General features: G+C 28.8%; 17 protein-coding genes and 1 riboswitch. Of the genes, 2 read left to right on the plus strand and 15 right to left on the minus strand.

Features of this window, described 5'->3' with window-relative positions; genetic code table 11:
• Positions 1-45: 45 nt before the first annotated feature.
• From GXK56_RS23190 to GXK56_RS23250, 13 genes are all read right to left on the minus strand, one after another.
• The gene (locus tag GXK56_RS23190; RefSeq protein WP_160691918.1) at positions 46-942 is read right to left on the minus strand and encodes a M20/M25/M40 family metallo-hydrolase; all 897 of its coding nucleotides are present in this window, start codon (positions 940-942) and stop codon (positions 46-48) included.
• Positions 943-1,018: 76 nt separating this feature from the next.
• Complete coding sequence (rbsK, locus tag GXK56_RS23195; RefSeq protein ID WP_160691920.1) at positions 1,019-1,939, minus strand: ribokinase; 921 nt, start codon at positions 1,937-1,939, stop codon at positions 1,019-1,021.
• 445 nt (positions 1,940-2,384) lie between these two features.
• Positions 2,385-3,146 (minus strand): Nif3-like dinuclear metal center hexameric protein, encoded by a 762-nt coding sequence (locus GXK56_RS23200; protein WP_160691922.1) that lies wholly within the window; start codon positions 3,144-3,146, stop codon positions 2,385-2,387.
• A gap of 67 nt (positions 3,147-3,213) precedes the next feature.
• Positions 3,214-3,771 carry a DJ-1/PfpI family protein gene (locus GXK56_RS23205; protein WP_160691996.1) on the minus strand — a complete coding sequence of 186 codons (558 nt, stop codon included), beginning with the start codon at positions 3,769-3,771 and terminating at the stop codon, positions 3,214-3,216.
• A gap of 52 nt (positions 3,772-3,823) precedes the next feature.
• Complete coding sequence (locus GXK56_RS23210) at positions 3,824-4,651, minus strand: DUF2785 domain-containing protein (protein WP_160691924.1); 828 nt, start codon at positions 4,649-4,651, stop codon at positions 3,824-3,826.
• Positions 4,652-4,717: 66 nt separating this feature from the next.
• Positions 4,718-5,641 (minus strand): YafY family protein, encoded by a 924-nt coding sequence (locus GXK56_RS23215; RefSeq protein ID WP_160691926.1) that lies wholly within the window; start codon positions 5,639-5,641, stop codon positions 4,718-4,720.
• A gap of 118 nt (positions 5,642-5,759) precedes the next feature.
• Positions 5,760-6,923 carry an MFS transporter gene (locus GXK56_RS23220; RefSeq protein ID WP_160691928.1) on the minus strand — a complete coding sequence of 388 codons (1,164 nt, stop codon included), beginning with the start codon at positions 6,921-6,923 and terminating at the stop codon, positions 5,760-5,762.
• 61 nt (positions 6,924-6,984) lie between these two features.
• On the minus strand, positions 6,985-7,644 hold the full coding sequence (locus GXK56_RS23225) for a TetR/AcrR family transcriptional regulator (RefSeq protein ID WP_160691930.1): 660 nt from the start codon (positions 7,642-7,644) through the stop codon (positions 6,985-6,987).
• Positions 7,645-7,816: 172 nt separating this feature from the next.
• Positions 7,817-9,094 (minus strand): serine--tRNA ligase, encoded by a 1,278-nt coding sequence (serS, locus tag GXK56_RS23230; RefSeq protein WP_160691932.1) that lies wholly within the window; start codon positions 9,092-9,094, stop codon positions 7,817-7,819.
• A 555-nt stretch (positions 9,095-9,649) separates the two neighbouring features.
• On the minus strand, positions 9,650-10,954 hold the full coding sequence (locus GXK56_RS23235; RefSeq protein ID WP_160691934.1) for an FtsW/RodA/SpoVE family cell cycle protein: 1,305 nt from the start codon (positions 10,952-10,954) through the stop codon (positions 9,650-9,652).
• A 15-nt stretch (positions 10,955-10,969) separates the two neighbouring features.
• Positions 10,970-11,296, minus strand: coding sequence for a helix-turn-helix transcriptional regulator (locus tag GXK56_RS23240; RefSeq protein ID WP_160691936.1), 327 nt, complete (start codon positions 11,294-11,296; stop codon positions 10,970-10,972).
• Between the two features lie 358 nt (positions 11,297-11,654).
• Positions 11,655-12,407, minus strand: a complete 753-nt coding sequence (locus GXK56_RS23245) for an alpha/beta hydrolase (protein ID WP_243156225.1) — start codon at positions 12,405-12,407, stop codon at positions 11,655-11,657.
• Positions 12,408-12,532: 125 nt separating this feature from the next.
• Positions 12,533-13,537, minus strand: a complete 1,005-nt coding sequence (locus tag GXK56_RS23250) for an effector binding domain-containing protein (protein ID WP_160691938.1) — start codon at positions 13,535-13,537, stop codon at positions 12,533-12,535.
• Positions 13,538-13,883: 346 nt separating this feature from the next.
• Here GXK56_RS23250 and GXK56_RS23255 point away from each other — a divergent pair, with 346 nt between their 5' ends.
• Together GXK56_RS23255 and GXK56_RS23260 are read left to right on the plus strand one after the other, a co-directional pair.
• Positions 13,884-15,545 carry a glutamine--tRNA ligase/YqeY domain fusion protein gene (locus tag GXK56_RS23255; RefSeq protein ID WP_160691940.1) on the plus strand — a complete coding sequence of 554 codons (1,662 nt, stop codon included), beginning with the start codon at positions 13,884-13,886 and terminating at the stop codon, positions 15,543-15,545.
• Between the two features lie 84 nt (positions 15,546-15,629).
• Positions 15,630-15,714: riboswitch (glycine riboswitch) on the plus strand.
• 262 nt (positions 15,715-15,976) lie between these two features.
• The gene (locus GXK56_RS23260; RefSeq protein ID WP_160691942.1) at positions 15,977-16,573 is read left to right on the plus strand and encodes a trimeric intracellular cation channel family protein; all 597 of its coding nucleotides are present in this window, start codon (positions 15,977-15,979) and stop codon (positions 16,571-16,573) included.
• Between the two features lie 91 nt (positions 16,574-16,664).
• Here GXK56_RS23260 and GXK56_RS23265 read toward each other — a convergent pair whose 3' ends face one another.
• A complete protein-coding gene (locus GXK56_RS23265) occupies positions 16,665-17,534 on the minus strand; it encodes a methionyl aminopeptidase (protein WP_160691944.1) in 870 nt (289 codons plus the stop codon).
• Between the two features lie 32 nt (positions 17,535-17,566).
• On the minus strand, positions 17,567-18,247 hold the full coding sequence (locus GXK56_RS23270; RefSeq protein ID WP_160691946.1) for a DUF5680 domain-containing protein: 681 nt from the start codon (positions 18,245-18,247) through the stop codon (positions 17,567-17,569).
• Between the last annotated feature and the right edge of the window lie 102 nt (positions 18,248-18,349).

Consider the following 18,349-nt stretch of genomic DNA (forward strand, 5'->3'; position numbering starts at 1 on the left):
TATTGCCAAGAAGGAGTTGATTTTATTCAGTTTACACAAAATTTTTTACAGAGCCTGCTTGACTAAACTCAATGCATAATTACCATTATGCTGTAAAGTTCTCCGACTTAAATTTTCTGCACTATCATCTGAATTATGGTAAGTTTCATACCCCATTATTGATGCAAAATTAAAGCCTTCCCTCCCACCTGTTTTTAGCACTGTAAAATCTGTGTTATTGGGCATATGCTTATAAATTTCATATAAGAATGAATAGGCTACTGGTTCTAAAACTGATTTTTTAAATTCTTTCATAAACCAGTCATTATTATCACCTGTCTCAAACATTATAACTGGTCCTGAATTTCCTCTTGCTTCAAAATTTATTACCATACTAACATCTTTAAATGATTCTTTTTTATCCACAAATGATTTTGCTCCTAAAAGACCTTCCTCTTCTCCATCTGAAAGTAAAAAAATAACATCATTTTTTAGAGGTTCGCCTGACTTTAATGCCCTGATTGTCTCTAATATAGTTGCAACTCCACTAGCATCATCTGCTGCTCCTGGCCCTCCACTTGTAGAATCGTAATGAGCTGATATCAATATAGTTTCTTTACTGTCTCCAGTTCCTTTTAGTCTACAATATATATTTTCTATATTTCCTTGTACGATTTTTCCCCATATTTCATTTGTTGAAAAATCCTTTTGTATTTCTGGTTCCAACCCAAAATTCTTAAGTTCATTAATTAAATAATCTCTTACATTATCATGTTCTTTAGAACCTATGGGATGAGGTCTAACTGCAATTTTTTCTACATACTGCATAGCTCTTTCAGCCGAAAATTCTTCTTTTGAAACATTTTGTCCATTAACTTGTGGTAGTATAAAGCTGCTTATACTTAATCCTAAAGCTAAGATTATAGTTACTAATATTACTATAATTTTAAAAATTCGTTTCATTAAAATCACTCTTCTCTTATTTGATTTACTTGGTTAATAATAATACTAATTTTTCAAATTAGATTTTAAATCAAGATTATTTCTTATTAAAAATAAAGCTCATAACACTTTCATAACTTGGCATAGCTTCTTGTGCTCCCAATGCTGTAGTTGAAATTGCTCCTACTGCATTGCCAAATCTAATGCATTCATCTAGCTCTTTTCCATCTGCTAATGCAAATGAAAATCCTGCATTAAAGGAATCTCCTGCTGCAGTAGTATCGACTGGCTCAACTTTAAATCCAGGTATTTTTTTATATTCAACCTTATTTATAAGAGCAGCTCCCCTACTTCCTAACTTAGCAATTACATTTTTAACACCTCTATTAATTAGTATTTGCGCTGCTTCTTTTAAATCTTTTTCATCTTCTACACTTTTGCCAGTTAATGCTTCAATTTCTGTTTCATTTGGTGTTATATAATCTATGTATTTAAAGATTTCTTCTGGAAGTTTTGCAGCTGGTGCTGGATCAAGGATGATGGTCTTTCCCTTGGCTTTTAATTTTTTTATTGTCTCAGTTACCGTAGCCATTGGAATTTCCAACTGAAATAAAAATATATCTGCCTCTTCTAATATATCCCTCTTACTTTCAATGTATTTAATATCAACTTTTCCATTAGCACCTGGTATTACAACTATATTATTTTCCCCTTTCTCACTAACTTGTATGACTGCAACTCCTGAAGATATTCCTTTTTCAATATGTATCCCAGACTGGTTTACATTATTATTCTTTAACACTTCCAAATACTCTGCACCATACATATCCTCTCCAACTTTTCCTATCATAAAAACATTAGCACCTAATCTTCCTAAAGCTACTGCCTGATTAGCTCCCTTACCTCCTGGAAATGTTTTAAAACTCTCTCCCACAATAGTTTCACCTGGTTTAGGAAAGTTCTTAATTTTAGTTACCAAATCCATATTTAAGCTTCCAATAACACATAATTTTTTCATATTAATTCCACCTTTTACTCTTAAGAATTCTTATTTTGTATACAAAAATTATATTATTTTTTAACTTGTATCTAAATAAGTAATTGACTCTAACCGCCATTACCCTAATACTTACAATTATAACATTATAAAACTATTATAGTTACCTTAGTTTTATATTTTACCTATTTACCTTATTTCTTGCATTAATAATAGAGAACTGACCTAGCAGGAGATATTAAAATTAATGTTATACTTAGCAAATATTATTCTTAATAATATAAAAATGAACAATAAACTAATTATAATACCAACAGTTTATTGTTCATCTTTTATTTTTAATATTATAAGGTTCTTAATTTCTTATGATTATTTTTTATTTTGTCTATGTTAATGAAAAGTGTTAATTACATAGTATATAATAATGGAACTTCTTTTCAAAAGTTTCATTATTATATACTATGTTTTATTTTATATTAGCTTCATAATGCTCTTCATTAAGTCTCACTATTTCAAGTTGTTTTATTTTCTCATTCAGTTTCAATACTAAACTTTGAATCCCAAAGAATTCTGTGAAGGTATGACTCCCAATGATAAGATTTATCCCTTTAAACTCAGCATATTGAATTGTATACAAATTACATTCACCTGTAATGTATACATCACACTTATTTTGAACTGCTTCCTTAAGGCAAGTTGTTGAAGCTCCATTACCACAAACTAAGCCCACTCTCTTCACCTTTTTGTCATTAAATCCCCAAAACTTAACTGGTTCTTCAAGTAGATTTTCAATCTTTTTCACTAATTCATTAAATTCAATTTCTTCATCGTATTCTGCAGTTCTACCAAAATATAACCCTTCCCATTCATAGGTTCTTTTAATATTTTCTAAATTTAGTTTTTTCAATAAACTATCATTTGTTCCAAAGTCACAGTCATCAAGTGGCAAATGATTATAGTAGTGACTTATACCGTACTCTTCTAGTTTTTTTATACACTCTTCTTTTAATCCGTATATCTCCTCCCATGCATCATGGTGTGTCATCATCATATCAACTCCATGAATTCTTGCTTCTTCTATAGTTTCAAGTGTTAAGTTAACACAGTATCCTATTTTTTTAACTTTATTATCTGAATTGTATGTAATCCCAGATTCACTAGAATAGATTTCTTTACTTGTTACATTAAAAAGATCATTAATTCTTTCAACAATCTGTAAAGTATCCATTATACTTCCTCCATAATAAAATTTATTAATTACTCCTATTCTACATTATTATTCTTTATCATAGTCTTTATTTAATATTTTTCAACCATCTATAATCGCTTTTAATTTCTTCTTCATCTTTATAAACATTCATCACTTTACCTATTTCTATAGCAAATTCAATAAATGCCTTGCCGATAGATGTTATACAATTACCATCTGTAACAACATCTTCATCAACAATATTTATATTTTCATACATAGCTTTATTACTTTCATCTATTATAAAACCTTCACTGTTTCCATTAGCTTTTTTATTATCCAGCAATCCGTAATAAGCCATAAGGTCAGCTCCTCCACAAATTCCTGCAATAATTTTGTTTCTTTCATTTAGTTTAAAAATAAATTCTTTCAATTCTTTATTTTTGTATAGCTGAGTTGTATCTCCTCCAGGTATAATAAAAAGATCAATATCATCTGGATTTAAATCCTTAATTGTTTTATCAGGTAAAAATTTTTGTCTTTCTTCACTTGAATACACTCGATTTTCTAATGCCGCTGAGAAAGCATTTTCTTTAAATTGATTAACAGCTAGTACAACTTCAAATTCACAAAAACCATCATAGTAAAACACACATACATTCATTTTATAACCTACTTTCATCTCTATATTTATTTAAAAATCAGTTTATAAATTTTTATTTTAAACTGAGAATTACTTTTTTGATTTCCTCATTGATATGAGTAAAATTATCTTGAGTTATTAATCTAAAATACAATGCTCTTAAGAACCCTTTTACATTAACTTTTAAATGCATATTTTGAATATAACTTGTTTTGTGATTATTTAATTCAAATTCATTCAACCAATCAGTTATTTCTAAATCACTAAGTATATTTTTGTTACACAAAGTTTTAACTACAGTAACCAATCTTTCATTTTCCTCTTCTATAAAAACGTGGTATCCTATGCACACTTTTGTTTTTATAGCTTTTAAAACATCTAACAAATCATTTTTAGTAATAAAACTGCATTTAACTAATTCATCCAAGGCATCTGCTGTATGAGCTGCCGAATGAGCCCAACCTTTTACCTCAACATATCCTCTAACATCTTTTTCATTATTCATATATTCTATAAGCTTATCCTTCACTTCATATAACTTTTCTTTACTCAAAAAGTTTTCTTGCCTATGATTTTCAATTATAAGTGCAACTATCAATACTGAAAAAGTTCTTTTAAAAACAGCATCCTCATCTTTTTCATATAATTTATAAAACAGATGATCCTTGTCTATACTAATCTCCAATAATTTTTGTAGTTGTTCAGACGTAAACTTGTTTTTTGATATCCAATGAAATAAAATTCCATAGATTAATTCATCTCTAAGTATAGGATCTAGTGAACCTATATTCTCAAGCATTTCTAGTCCAATAGCAAAATAACTTTCTTCATTTTTTATCGAATAATTATTGTTTTGAATTTTAATTAGTTTTTCTTTTAAATTATTTTCTTCGTATATCATATATTTTTTCACTTTCTTTACTTCTTCTTTTTTTCATTATAAAATACAATGACTGACATCTATATGTCAGTCATTGTATTTATTATATATATTTTTTATGTATTCTTTTATTTCTTTTCTTAATTCTGCTGGAGCTATAACTTCACAATAATCTCCAAATCCTAAAATAAACTTTTTAAGTCCTTCGTCTCTAGGAAAGGATCCTTCAACTATATATTCACCATTTTCCAAAGGTTTAATTTTATTCTTTGAAAAATATTCACTTAACTGCTCTCCTATTTCATTTGAGAATTTCAATGTTACAAGAATACTGTTCTTCTCATAACTTTGGTTAAATATTTTTTCTATTTCTTCTTTAGATATTTCTCTTTTTATAAAACTTTCACCAAGTTTCATCTTTCTTATTCTAACAAGTTTAAATCGTCTATAATCTTTTCTTATTTTGCAGAAACCAATTATATACCATTGCCCTTCATCGAATTCTATTTGTATTGGTTCAACCACTCTCTTTAGATGTTCCATTTTCCTATTAATATATTCAAATTCTAAAACTCTACTTTCTTCAATTGCTTTATTAATCAAAAATAAATACTCTCTTAATTCTTGCTCCATACTAAAGTGAGACATGTCTATACTTAACTTATCATATTCTTCATTAGTATCCTTCGATAAAGCTTCAAACTTAAGAACTATATCATTAAATTTTTTATTTTTTCCAAATAAAAATTTCAAATTATCCATTACAGCTATTAATGGTTCAATTTCATTTTTATTAAAGAATATATTATTTAGATTATAATTTTCCATGATATAATAGCCTCCACCTTTTCCACCAGTAGCTGCTATTGGTACTCCTGCTTCCCCTATTTTTTCTATATCACGATAAATTGTTCTTAAAGATACCTCAAAATGTTCTGCAAGTTCTTTTCCTGTTACTAATCCTCTTTGAGAAATTATTATTATAATTGATAGAAGTCTATTTGATCTCATAAATCTTAAATACGTTTTTCACGTGTATTTCCTTTCACTAAACTATACTTAATATATATGTTTTTTTCTCTAAATACAAAAGCTTTTATTTTCAAACTAATTTCTCTGCAACAAAATTTTAATTCTTAAGCTTATTGAATTTACTTGAAAATACAACAACAGTTGCTATAAACATAATTATTGCTGCAACTGGGAAGAAAAACTTAAATCCAATCAAATCTAATATCCACCCCATTGAAAGTGTTGCTATACACTGACTTGCTGAAATAAACAAATTCATTATCCCCATAAATTCACCTAATCTTTCTGGTGGAACTATTTCAGCTAAAATGGCATATATGGTTACTTGAATACATATAAAACCAATTCCTATTAAGCCAAGAAGTATATACATAGCAGCAGAGCTTTGTACAAATGAAGCTGCTCCTAACCCTATTGTAAAAATTATTGTTCCTATTAGTAAAACCACTTTTCTGTTAGTTTTATCTGATAAAATACCTGCTGGTAAAGCAAATAAAGCTCCAGTTATAGTTAAAATAAAAAGCCCATTACTTGCTGTCCCATTTGAAAAATGTAACTGTTGCACACAATACTTTACAAAATAAGGTGTTATACATCCATAGCTAAGAAAAATAAAAAATACTGAAGCAAATAACTTTAATACAGCAGGAAACTTAATAAAATCAATTGAAATTTTATTAGGCTTGCTATACTTGTCCTGATTTTCCTTAATAGGAATAGTACCTATTAGTACCGATATAATTCCTAATAACGCTGCAGCTACAAATGGGAAAGCGTGATTTATATCCCAAAGCATTGGGCCAGTAAGTAGAATTATGCCACTTCCTAATACACTAATAATTTTTGAAAAACCATTAGCTAAACCTAGCTGATTTTCCTCAACAACTTCTGGTATTAAGGTATAATACGGTCCTTGAAAAAAATTCAAACTAAAGTAAAACAAAAAAGCTACTCCAAACATAATAGAATAGCTGCCTGAGAGTGGCAGAAAAGCAACAAATAGAGCTGCTAAAATTGCTCCGCAAAGAATAAATGGTTTTCTTTTACCCATCTCAAAATTACTTCTATCACTTATTATTCCAGCTAAATACTGAACAAAAATCCCTGTAAAAGCTCCCATTGAAGTTAATGTGCCAAGCTTTAAATTTCCATCTGTTACAGTACCTACAAGCATTGGAATTAACGACATATTCATAGCCCATAAAAGGCCTACACTTAAATTAGGTATTCCAACTACATAAGGTATAAACTTTTTATTCATTTTTATAACAATTCCTTTCTCTACATAAACAATATTCAAAAATTTCTTTCATAATTATTTATTAATTACTAATGAATCTAATTGCCATATCTATTATAATTTTAATTTGTTCTTCTCCGTTTATATATTCATCGCTTTCTAAAACATCTCCACTTAAAATAAGTTTTTGACATAAGCTCATCAAAGCATGGTTAATACTAAAGTAGAATTGATCATTACACAAATCCTCTCGTATTGTTCCATCTTTCTTTCCAATATCTATAGCCTCCATACATATTGATTTTAAATCTATGATGTTTTCCTCATAATCTTTAAGTTTTTCTTTTGAAATTTTTTCTTTAACTACATATCTATCAAATTCATCAATAAATCTAATAAATTCAGTATGCTCTTTATAAAGCTTAATAAATACTTGTAATATTTCTTTAACCTTTGTAATACCATTTTTATTAAGAAATGCTTGATCATTATAATATTTATTTAATTCAGTAATTTCTTGCTGCCAAAATCTACAGGCTACTTCTACTGCTAGATCTGGCTTAGTTTTAAAATATCTGTACACCGAAGCCACTCCAACTTCTGCTTTTTCAGCTATATCAGTCATTTTTGTACTTTCTATTCCTTGCTTTTTAAAAACCTCTAAAGCTGAAGAAATAACATCTTCTTTTCTCTGATTTTTTTGAATGTCTAATTCATTTTTGCGTTTTTCTTTTAAATCCATTTTATTCTCCTTAAACAATTGATAGTGTAACTATCATATTAATATATATTATATCATTAACAAGATCAATTTCAATATAACGTTTTCACTTTAATAATAGTGGCTAAAAAAAGTTAAGAAAATAATTACTATATAAAATAATTATCTTCTTAACTCCTAAAAATAAAATCTATTATTTAATTACTGTCATTCCACCCATATATGGTTGTAATGCTGTTGGAATGTTTATAGAACCATCTTCATTTAAGTTGTTTTCTAAGAAAGCAATAAGCATTCTTGGTGGTGCTACTACTGTATTATTTAAAGTATGTGCAAAATATTTTCCATCATTTCCATCTACACGAATTTTTAATCTACGTGCTTGTGCATCACCTAAGTTAGAACAACTTCCTACTTCAAAATATTTCTTTTGTCTTGGAGACCAAGCTTCTACGTCTACTGATTTTACCTTTAAATCTGCTAAGTCACCTGAACAACATTCTAATGTTCTTACTGGTATATCTAAAGAACGGAATAAATCTACTGTATCTTTCCACATTTTATCATACCACTTCATGCTATCTTCTGGTTTACATACAACAATCATTTCTTGTTTTTCAAATTGATGAATTCTGTATACTCCTCTTTCTTCTATACCATGAGCACCTTTTTCTTTTCTGAAACAAGGTGAATAACTAGTTAAAGTTTGAGGCAATGAGCTTTCAGGTAATATTGTATCAATAAATTTACCAATCATAGAATGTTCACTAGTTCCAATTAGATATAAATCTTCACCTTCAATTTTGTACATCATAGCATCCATTTCAGCGAAACTCATAACTCCTGTTACAACTTGACTTCTGATCATGAAAGGTGGAATGCAATATGTAAATCCTCTATCTATCATAAAATCTCTTGCATACGAAATTACTGCTGAGTGAAGTCTTGCGACATTTCCCATTAAGTAATAGAACCCATTACCAGCAACCTTTCTAGCGCTATCTAAATCAATTCCATTTAATTTTTCCATAATATCTGTATGGTATGGAATTTCAAATTCTGGCACAAAAGGATCACCAAAACGTTCTACTTCAACATTTTGACTATCGTCTTTACCAATTGGAACACTTGGATCTATTATATTTGGAAGCGTCATCATAATAGTTTTAACTTTTTCTTCTAATTCTTTTTCTTTCACATCTAATTCAGCCATTCTCTCTGAATCTGCATTAACTTTTTTCTTAGCTTCTTCGGCTTCTTCTTTTTTTCCTTGAGCCATTAATCCACCGATTTGCTTAGAAATCTTATTTCTATCAGCTCTTAAAGCTTCAACTTCTTGAATTACCTTTCTAAGTTCTGCATCTAAGATTAATACTTCATCTACTAACTCTAATTTATTGTCTTGGAACTTATTTTTTATGTTTTGTTTTACTAGCTCTGGATTTTCTCTTACAAATTTTATATCTAACATGAGTTTCCCTCCTAAATTAAATGTATAATTGAATATAAAAAAACCGTCCCAAATATATAAAATGGGACGGAATAATCCGCGTTGCCACCCAAATTGCTGGTATAATGAACCCAACCACTCGACTATAGTAATATAAAGGTTACTCCCCTTTCGATTCATCACCGACAGCTCCAAAAGTGGAAAGATTTTGCCTTTCACCGCTTCGCACCAACCATCGGCTCTCTGAAGAAATTCATAAATCGTAGCTTTTATCATAACTGCTTATTCATATATAAATTTTTTACTATTTATTATTATATCTATATTTCTTTCAATTTTCAAGTAAATACTTATCTTTGATTGAAATTTGTTTTAACTGTTTTGAAATAATATAATAAGTTTTTATGATAAGTTCCTGTATATCATTAATTTTATGTTTAATGAAAATAGCACAATGTTACTTTACTATCACTTGTAATATTAGATCTATGAATTATTATCCCTCGAAATGAATTTTTAATCATTTGAAACACTATTTTTTTTAATCTATCTTGATAATAGAAGATACCTTAAGTGTTATACTTGAAGATTAGCAGGACTTCTATCCTTAAGTCCTCTTCTTCGATATATGCTACATAATAACCCAATCATAATTATACTAGTAATAGAATTGATAGTTCCAAAACATATAAATGGTAAACCAATATACACTGCAAAAAAACCTAAATTACTAAACATATTTATTATTATCTGCATAAAAAACATAGAACCCATTGATAATATTATTGTTCTTCCATAAGAATCTTTAACTTTATTCATAATAGTAAATATTCTTGCTACAAATGCCATCACTATAGATATACAAATGCCTCCAAATGCTATTCCAAAATTAGAAATAATATAAATTAAGGTAAAATTACTTTTTAAATCTCCTAGCTCAAATTTTTCCACATTCATCTCATTTCCATACAACGTCGCCTTAGATAATAACTCCCTTATCCTTGTATTAACATATCCATTCCCCTTTGGATCTCTAGCTGGATCTATAAGACTATAAAAACGTGCCAATCTATATGGCTCACTTACTACACCAAATAAAATAACTAATATAACAAACACAAACTCTACACCTATTAAGCTTATTTTAAATGATCTCTTTACTTTTGATGACAAAAAAATTACATTTATACCAGATAGATAAATTAAACCTACAGTCATATCTCGAGCAATAAAAAATAAAAGTAATGGGATGATGCCCATAGCCCCAATATAAATTATGTCAATCTTATTATTTATACTTTTAATATTTATTACACCGCTTAAAGCTATTAAAAGCAATATTGTTACAGCCAAATGAAAAGAAATCTGACTTTCAGAAAACCGCCCAAATTTAATAGTAAAGAAACTGTCTGCCATAAAGGATGTAATCATTAGGATAATTATTGCTGCTAAATATATATGGTAGCTATATCTTTTAATTTTTCTATAATCAAAAAAGTATATTCCTATTGCAATTATAGCTCCTATTATTAATCCAATTATATTATCAAATGAAAAAGTTTCACTGGATATACTATTTTTTTCTATTGAATATATAGTAATTATTCCTATAATCGCTAACGCCAATGATAATATAATAGTAATTATATCTGGTTTCACTTTGTGTACTTTATTTAACTTAATTCCACATTCATAAGCACTTCCAAGTCTTTTTATAGCTTCATTTACTGCTTCATCTTCACTCATTCCATCACTTATATGCTCATCTACAATTTCATAAAGATGTTCTCTAATTTCATCAGAAATTTCTTCATGAACATCTTTATTTTTAACATAACTGCATATATCTTTAAGGTACTCATTAATAATTTCATTATTCATAGAAAATGCCTCCCCTTACTCAGTAATTATCTTATTTACAGTTGAAGTAAATAAATTCCATTCCTCTTGTTTTTCTTTTAATTTTCCTATGCCTTTTTTTGTTATTTTGTAGTACTTTCTTTTCCTAGCATTTTCGCCTTCCTTCCAAAAGGATTCAACTAAATTTTCTTCTTCAAGACCATGAAGGATTGGATAAAGTGTTCCTTCTTTAAATTCAAAAACACTATTTGATTTTATCTGCATTTCTTTAATTATTTCGTAACCGTACATTTCACCTTTTCGTAATAAGCTTAAAACTAAAATACTTGTACTTCCCTTTATAAGCTCCTTATTTATTTTCATAATTAAATCCATTCCTTTCTTGATGCACAAAATACAATATAAACATTTCTTTTAACTAAGCTAATATATACCTAGTAAATCTATGTATAAAATATACGCTTTATTCCTTATATTGTCAAATAATTTAATTAACATTTCTCTTTATAAAATACTTTCTTATTAATATATAATAGATTCTAATTAAATTGATAAATTAGAATTTAAAAAAGGTAAAGTTTATGAATAAAATAGCTTTTCTATTTCATTCATAAACTTTACCTCTTCACTCTTACTTCTTATTGGTTAGCAACTTATAATTTTATAAACTATATTTCTAAGACTTTATATATACTAATTTATTGATCACAGATTATTCATATTATCCAATTTCCTTTAAAAATTTTGCAATATCCTCTGAAGCATTATGCATTTGTTCTTCATTGCTTATAGTTGCTTCTCCGTCACCTTTTTGATGTCCATAATCTCCAAAACCACCATGATTTCCACCTTTTATCTCTTTAAATTCTGAATCAATAGGCATAACTTCCTTACACTTCTTAACTTTATTTAAATCAGCAACTTTATCATTATCTCCCCATAAAGACAATACTTTTATATTTCTATTAGTAAAATCCTTACCTTCTTGAGAATAAGAAGCTAAAAGAACTAATCCTTCTATTTTATTATTTTTTTCAGCATAATCTGCTGCCATAACTCCTCCTAAGGAATGTCCTCCTATAACCCAATTACTAATATCATTGTTTTCTATTATAATTTCATCAGCTTTATTTGGTGATAGTATTGCTAAATTAAAGCTCATTTTAGCTATTACAACTGTATAACCCTTTGATGCTATTTCTTTGGCCATTGGCGCATACGCTGAAGCTTCTACCTTTGCACCTGGATAAAATATAAATCCTATGTTTTTAGAATTATTTAGTGGTTTAAATGTAATATTCCCTTTATCTTCAACTAAAACAGTTGAATCTGATTTTAAGCTATTTAGACCTATAGACCCTACTTTGTAATATGAACTAACATAAATAAAAAAAGCTGAAATTAAAATTATTAATAAAACAGAAAATATTCTAGTAAACTTGGATATAAAAGATTTTTTACCTATCTCATTCACCTTCTTTCTTAATATTATTTGTTATAATATGATATTCTATCATATTTGATTCATTAAGAAAAAATTAAAAGCAGATATGCATCTTCAATTTTATGCATACCTGCTTTTAAAAAATAAAGAATATTCTATTTATTTTGCTTTAATTTTATTGGATATAATAAATCAAGCTGATGTTCGTCACTTTCTGGCCAATTAAGATTTGAATAATAGACATAATTCATATGCTCTTCAAGTAATCCTCCCATACACTCTGCACATTGACCATTTTCATCCACAATGCTATTGGATTCATACTTAGAATTATTAACATTAACCCAGTTAGCTAGCCATTCCCATTCATGAAAATTAGGAAACACAATTGTATGGGCCGCATACATCCCTCCAGGAAAACACTTTCTTTCTAGAGGATCTGGTACTTCCATATCTTCAGGAATTGTTACCCATAACTCGTATCCATATGTTGCTTTTTCAGGAGATGGATTTGGATTATTAAAACCAAATACACGTGCATCCGGTTTTATTTTATACAAATTGCTATCCTTCAAAAACTTTTCTAATTGCTTTCCTGCATTGTCTTCTGGATTTTCTCCAATATAATGACTTGCTGCAACTGTGCATGGCGGCAAATGAATAATCCTCACATTCTTTAGTGTTGATAGGTTTTCTGATGCTTTGTTTAAATCCTCCATTGACTTTTCCTCCTTAAAATTATTTTTTTGTAAGGATAAGGAGTCAATTATTTTAAGTATGGAATCCCCTTCCAGCAAATTAAATTTCAGTTGCAACTTTCCATTCTCCTGCAACTTATCAATAAATATATTTAGTATTTCTTTAATTGTTGATAATGCATTTATTTCATCATTTAACTCTCTTATATTTTCCTCAAATATTTCAATAGCTGTCACAAGCTCCTGATTTCCAAGTATATGCTTAATTTGTTTTAATGAAATACGTAATTTTCTTAAAAGAATAATTTGCTGCAAAGATGAAATTGAGTTTTCATCATAAACTCTATAAGCATATCCCTCTTTTTTGCTACTTTTAATAAGTCCTATTTGTTCGTAATAACGAAGAGTTCTTGTAGATATGCTAAAAGTTTTTGAAACCTCACTAATTGTTTTAAGTTCCATTCTTAAACCTCCTTCCTTAATTAAAATTTTAAAGTACGACACGACGTCAAAGTCAATAGAGCTTTTACAAAAAATTTTTAATAGTTCTTCAAATATTCTCATACGTATATTACCATATTATAATATATCTCACATTGTATAGCTTAGTAATTTCAAAAATTAATTATATCTAACTAACTTTGAAATATATGCACCTTATAGTAATTATAATAATTTTATCTTTATTTTTTCTTTATATTGGATTAAAATTGTTATTAGGTTAAAATAACATTGTCGTTAGGATAGAATACGATTTAATTCATATTCTTTTCTTGAACTTAAATACGGTTATAAGTGAGGTAAAACTATGTCAAACGAAATTAATTCTTCTAATTTTATAAGAAACATCGTAGTAGAAGATCTAGAGAGCGGAAAACATAAGGAAATAATTACTCGTTTTCCTCCTGAACCAAACGGTTACTTGCATATAGGGCATGCTAAATCTATACTTTTAAATTTTGGTTTAGCTGATGAATTTAACGGAAAAACTCATTTGAGATTCGATGATACAAATCCTGTGAAAGAAGATACTGAATATGTTGAATCTATTAAAGAAGATGTTAAATGGCTTGGTGGAAACTGGGATGAACTTTTCTTTGCATCTGATTATTTTGAGGAAATGTATAATAGAGCAGTTTTATTAATAAAAAAAGGTAAGGCTTATGTTTGTGATTTAACACCTGAGGAAGCAAAAGAATATAGAGGTTCTTTAACACAACCTGGTAAAGAAAGCCCTTACAGAAATAGATCTGTAGAAGAAAACTTAGCTTTATTTGAAAAAATGAAAAATGGTGAATTTGCTGATGGTGAAAAAGTTTTAAGAGCCAAAATAGATATGGCATCACCAAATATAAATATGAGAGATCCTATTATCTACAGAATATCTCATTCTACTCATCACAATACTGGTGATAAATGGTGTATCTATCCAATGTATGACTTTGCTCATCCATTAGAAGATGCAATTGAGCATGTAACTCATTCTATTTGTACATTAGAATTTGAAGACCATAGACCTCTTTATGACTGGGTAGTAAGTGAATGTGAAATGGATGCAACTCCTAGACAAATAGAATTTGCAAGACTAAATATGACTAATACAGTTATGAGTAAGAGAAAGCTTAAACAATTAGTTGATGAAAAAGTTGTAGATGGATGGGATGATCCTAGAATGCCTACTATCTGTGGACTAAGAAGAAAGGGTTGCACTCCTGAAGCATTGAGAAATTTCTGCACAGCTATTGGTGTTGCAAAAGCTAATTCTATAGTAGATTCTCAAATGTTAGATTATTTCATAAGGGAAGATTTACAATTAAAAGCTCCACTTGCTATGGCAGTATTAAATCCTTTAAAACTTGTAATAACTAATTACCCAGAAGATCAAACAGAAATGCTTGAAATAGAAAATAATGCCAAAGATGAAACACAAGGAAAGAGATTAGTTCCATTCTCTAGAGAAATATATATTGAAAAAGAAGATTTCATGGAAGTTCCACCTAAGAAATACTTTAGATTATTCCCTGGAAACGAAGTTAGACTAAAGGGAGCATATTTCGTTAAGTGCAATGAAATCATTAAAGATGAAAATGGTGAAGTTGTAGAAATACACTGCACCTATGATCCAGAAACTAAGAGTGGTTCTGGTTTCACTGGTAGAAAAGTTAAAGGAACTATTCACTGGGTAGATGCTAAAACTTGTGTGCCAGCTGAATTTAGATTATATGAACCATTAATATTAGATGACGTAGAAGAAAATGAAGGAAAGCACTTTCTAGAACAAATAAATCCAAATTCATTAGAAGTGTTACAAGGTTTTGTTGAGCCAACAGCAGTTAAAGATGCTAAACCTCAAGATAAATTCCAAATGGTTAGAAATGGCTTCTTCAATATAGATACAAAATATACTACTGCTGATAAGTTAGTATTTAACAGAATTGTTTCTTTAAAGTCATCATTTAAGTTAAGCTAGAAATATATAGGTTTAATAATTTTTTACAAATACAACTTATATAAATAAATCATAAATTAATAAACTAAAATAACTATTTATCGTATGACGAATTGGGGAGAGACTGTTAATAACAGCGCCGAAGGTGAAGCCGCAACAAACTCTCAGGCAAAAGGACCGAATTCTGACGATACTCTGGAAAGTCACATGACACCCAAGAAGCAATCTTTTATTTATAAAAGAGAATCTTTCAGGTACAATAACAGAGGCGAATTGTTTATACAATTCGTCTCTTTTTTTTGCGTACTTATAAAAAGAGTGACTTTACCACGATACAGAATTCCCCATAAACAGGAACTTATCTACAAATAGGAACTTGTATTATTAGCTAGACGTAATATGGATCATAGGTTCATTAATAAAAATTAAATAATAAAAAGGAGTAATTTATAATGTATGATATTGCTGTATTAGAATACCTAGGCATCTTTGCCTTTGCTGCTTCTGGTGCCTTCGTTGCAATAGAAGAAAAATTTGATTTATTTGGAATTTATATCTTAGCTACTGTTACTGCCATGGGAGGAGGGGTTCTTCGTGATATTGTTACAAATGTAGGAATACCATTGTTTTTTTCAAACTATAAAACAATTCCTTTTATCCTTTTAGGTGGAACAATTCCTATTATTCTTCGTGGAAAATTAAAATATAATACATTATTTGTAGTAATTGATGCAATTGGATTGTCCGCCTTTTTTGTATCCTCTGGCATTAAAGCTATCGAAAGTGGATATAATTTAATGCTATTTCTATTTGCTGCAAGTATAACTGGTGTTGGAGGTGGAATGCTTAGAGATATAATTACTAATAGAAAACCTGAAATTTTTAAATGCGATATTTATTGTGTTGCAGGGATTGTTGGTTCACTTTTATTATGGTTCTTATATCCTGCTGTAGGTGTTCATATCGCACAGCCATTATCTCTGATTACTATATTTTCAATTAGAATGATTTGTTACATGAAAAAAATTAATCTGCCAGTTATTAATTAGAAAGATTTTAAAGCATGTCCTAAAATCATTACCATCCAATTTTAGGACATGCTTTAATTATTTATTTTCACTTTAAAATTTTTATTCATATCTATTTTGAAATGACTTCTATTCCCTCTTCAGTTATAAGTACTGTATGTTCCCATTGTGCTGAAAGAGAACCATCAGCAGTCAATGCAGTCCACCCATTATTTTTGTCAATTATTACTTCATGGCTTCCAGCATTTATCATAGGCTCAATTGTAAATATCATTCCAGGTACTAAAACCATATCTGTTTCTCTTTTTCCAAAATGAAAAACAAATGGTTCCTCATGAATATCTAATCCAACTCCATGTCCTCCAAATTCTCTAACTACTGAATATCCATTATCTTCTGCATGTTCTTGAATTACAGCTCCAATATCACCTAAGAAACTCCAAGGTTTGGCTGCTTCCAAACCTTTATTTAGGCATTCTTTAGTTACTTGTACTAATTTTCTAGCTTCCTCATTTACTTCACCAATCATAAACATTCTTGATGCATCTGAGTAATATCCATTTAATATGGTTGTTACATCTACATTTACAATGTCACCACTTTTAAGAATAACCTCTTTGCTTGGTATCCCATGGCATACTTCATTGTTAATTGAAACACAAATACTTTTAGGATATCCATCATAATTTAGAGTTGCTGGAATTCCACCATTAGATATAGTATAGTCATAAGCCAATTTATCTATCTCTTCTGTTGACATTCCTTCTTTTATATTATTACTAATTAAATCTAAAAGACCATTATTAATCTCGGCGCTCTTCTTTATTCCTTCAATTTGTTTTTTTGTTTTTATAAGCTCTCTTGTCGGTACTATGTGCCCTTTTCTTTTTAATTTATCTAATCTTTCATCAAATTCTAAATGACATTTCTTATATTTCAACCCACTTTTGCACCAACATAAATCGTTTCTATTTAAAATCATAATACTATTTCTCCATTTATATATTCTATATGCTACTTAATTGATCCACCGTGAAAATAGCATTCATAAACCTTTATATCCTCAAAATAAATTTCTTCATGTCCTTGAAACCAATTAAACTCGCCATTAATAATACAATGATATTTATACTGCCCATTTTGATAGATAACTGGACCACGATAAGGACTTTCTTTACTCACTAAACTTAAAACTTCCTTTAGAAAACTTCCAGAAAATCTTTCGTCTAGTACTCTTCCAATATAATTCATTGACCAAAATGGAATATCATCCTTCCATAAAGCTTCTTCCCCTGAAAATCCTTCTCCACCTAAATATGTATCAATATATTTTAAATTACCATCTACATATTCTAAGTCATGAGAATTGGGTCTTGATGGTCTACTTTCTGTCCCTTTTCCAGCATATGTGGATTTTTTCGCCTTACATAAGAAATCAATTATATCTTCATATATATAGTTAATTTTATTTTCTTCTATGGACAAACGGCAATTTTCTTCATAATCATTAACTAATTTATCAATGCTTACCTTAAATAAATCACTCAATGAAATTAATCTAGCTATATCAGGGTAAGATTGCCCTACTTCCCATTTTGCAACTGCTTGTCTTGATATTCCTAAAACCTCAGCTAACTTTTCTTGTGACATACCTTTTGCTTTTCTAAGTGTCTGCAATTGTTCTTGAAAACTCATTATTTAACCACCTCTAATACCAGTATACTTAGAACATTATCATATTTCTACCAATTAAGTATAACAAGGTTGACAACTAGAAGTTGCTATAAATAAAAAATT

The sequence above is a fragment of the Clostridium sp. C2-6-12 genome (assembly GCF_009928485.1).
Lineage (GTDB): Bacteria > Bacillota > Clostridia > Clostridiales > Clostridiaceae > Clostridium.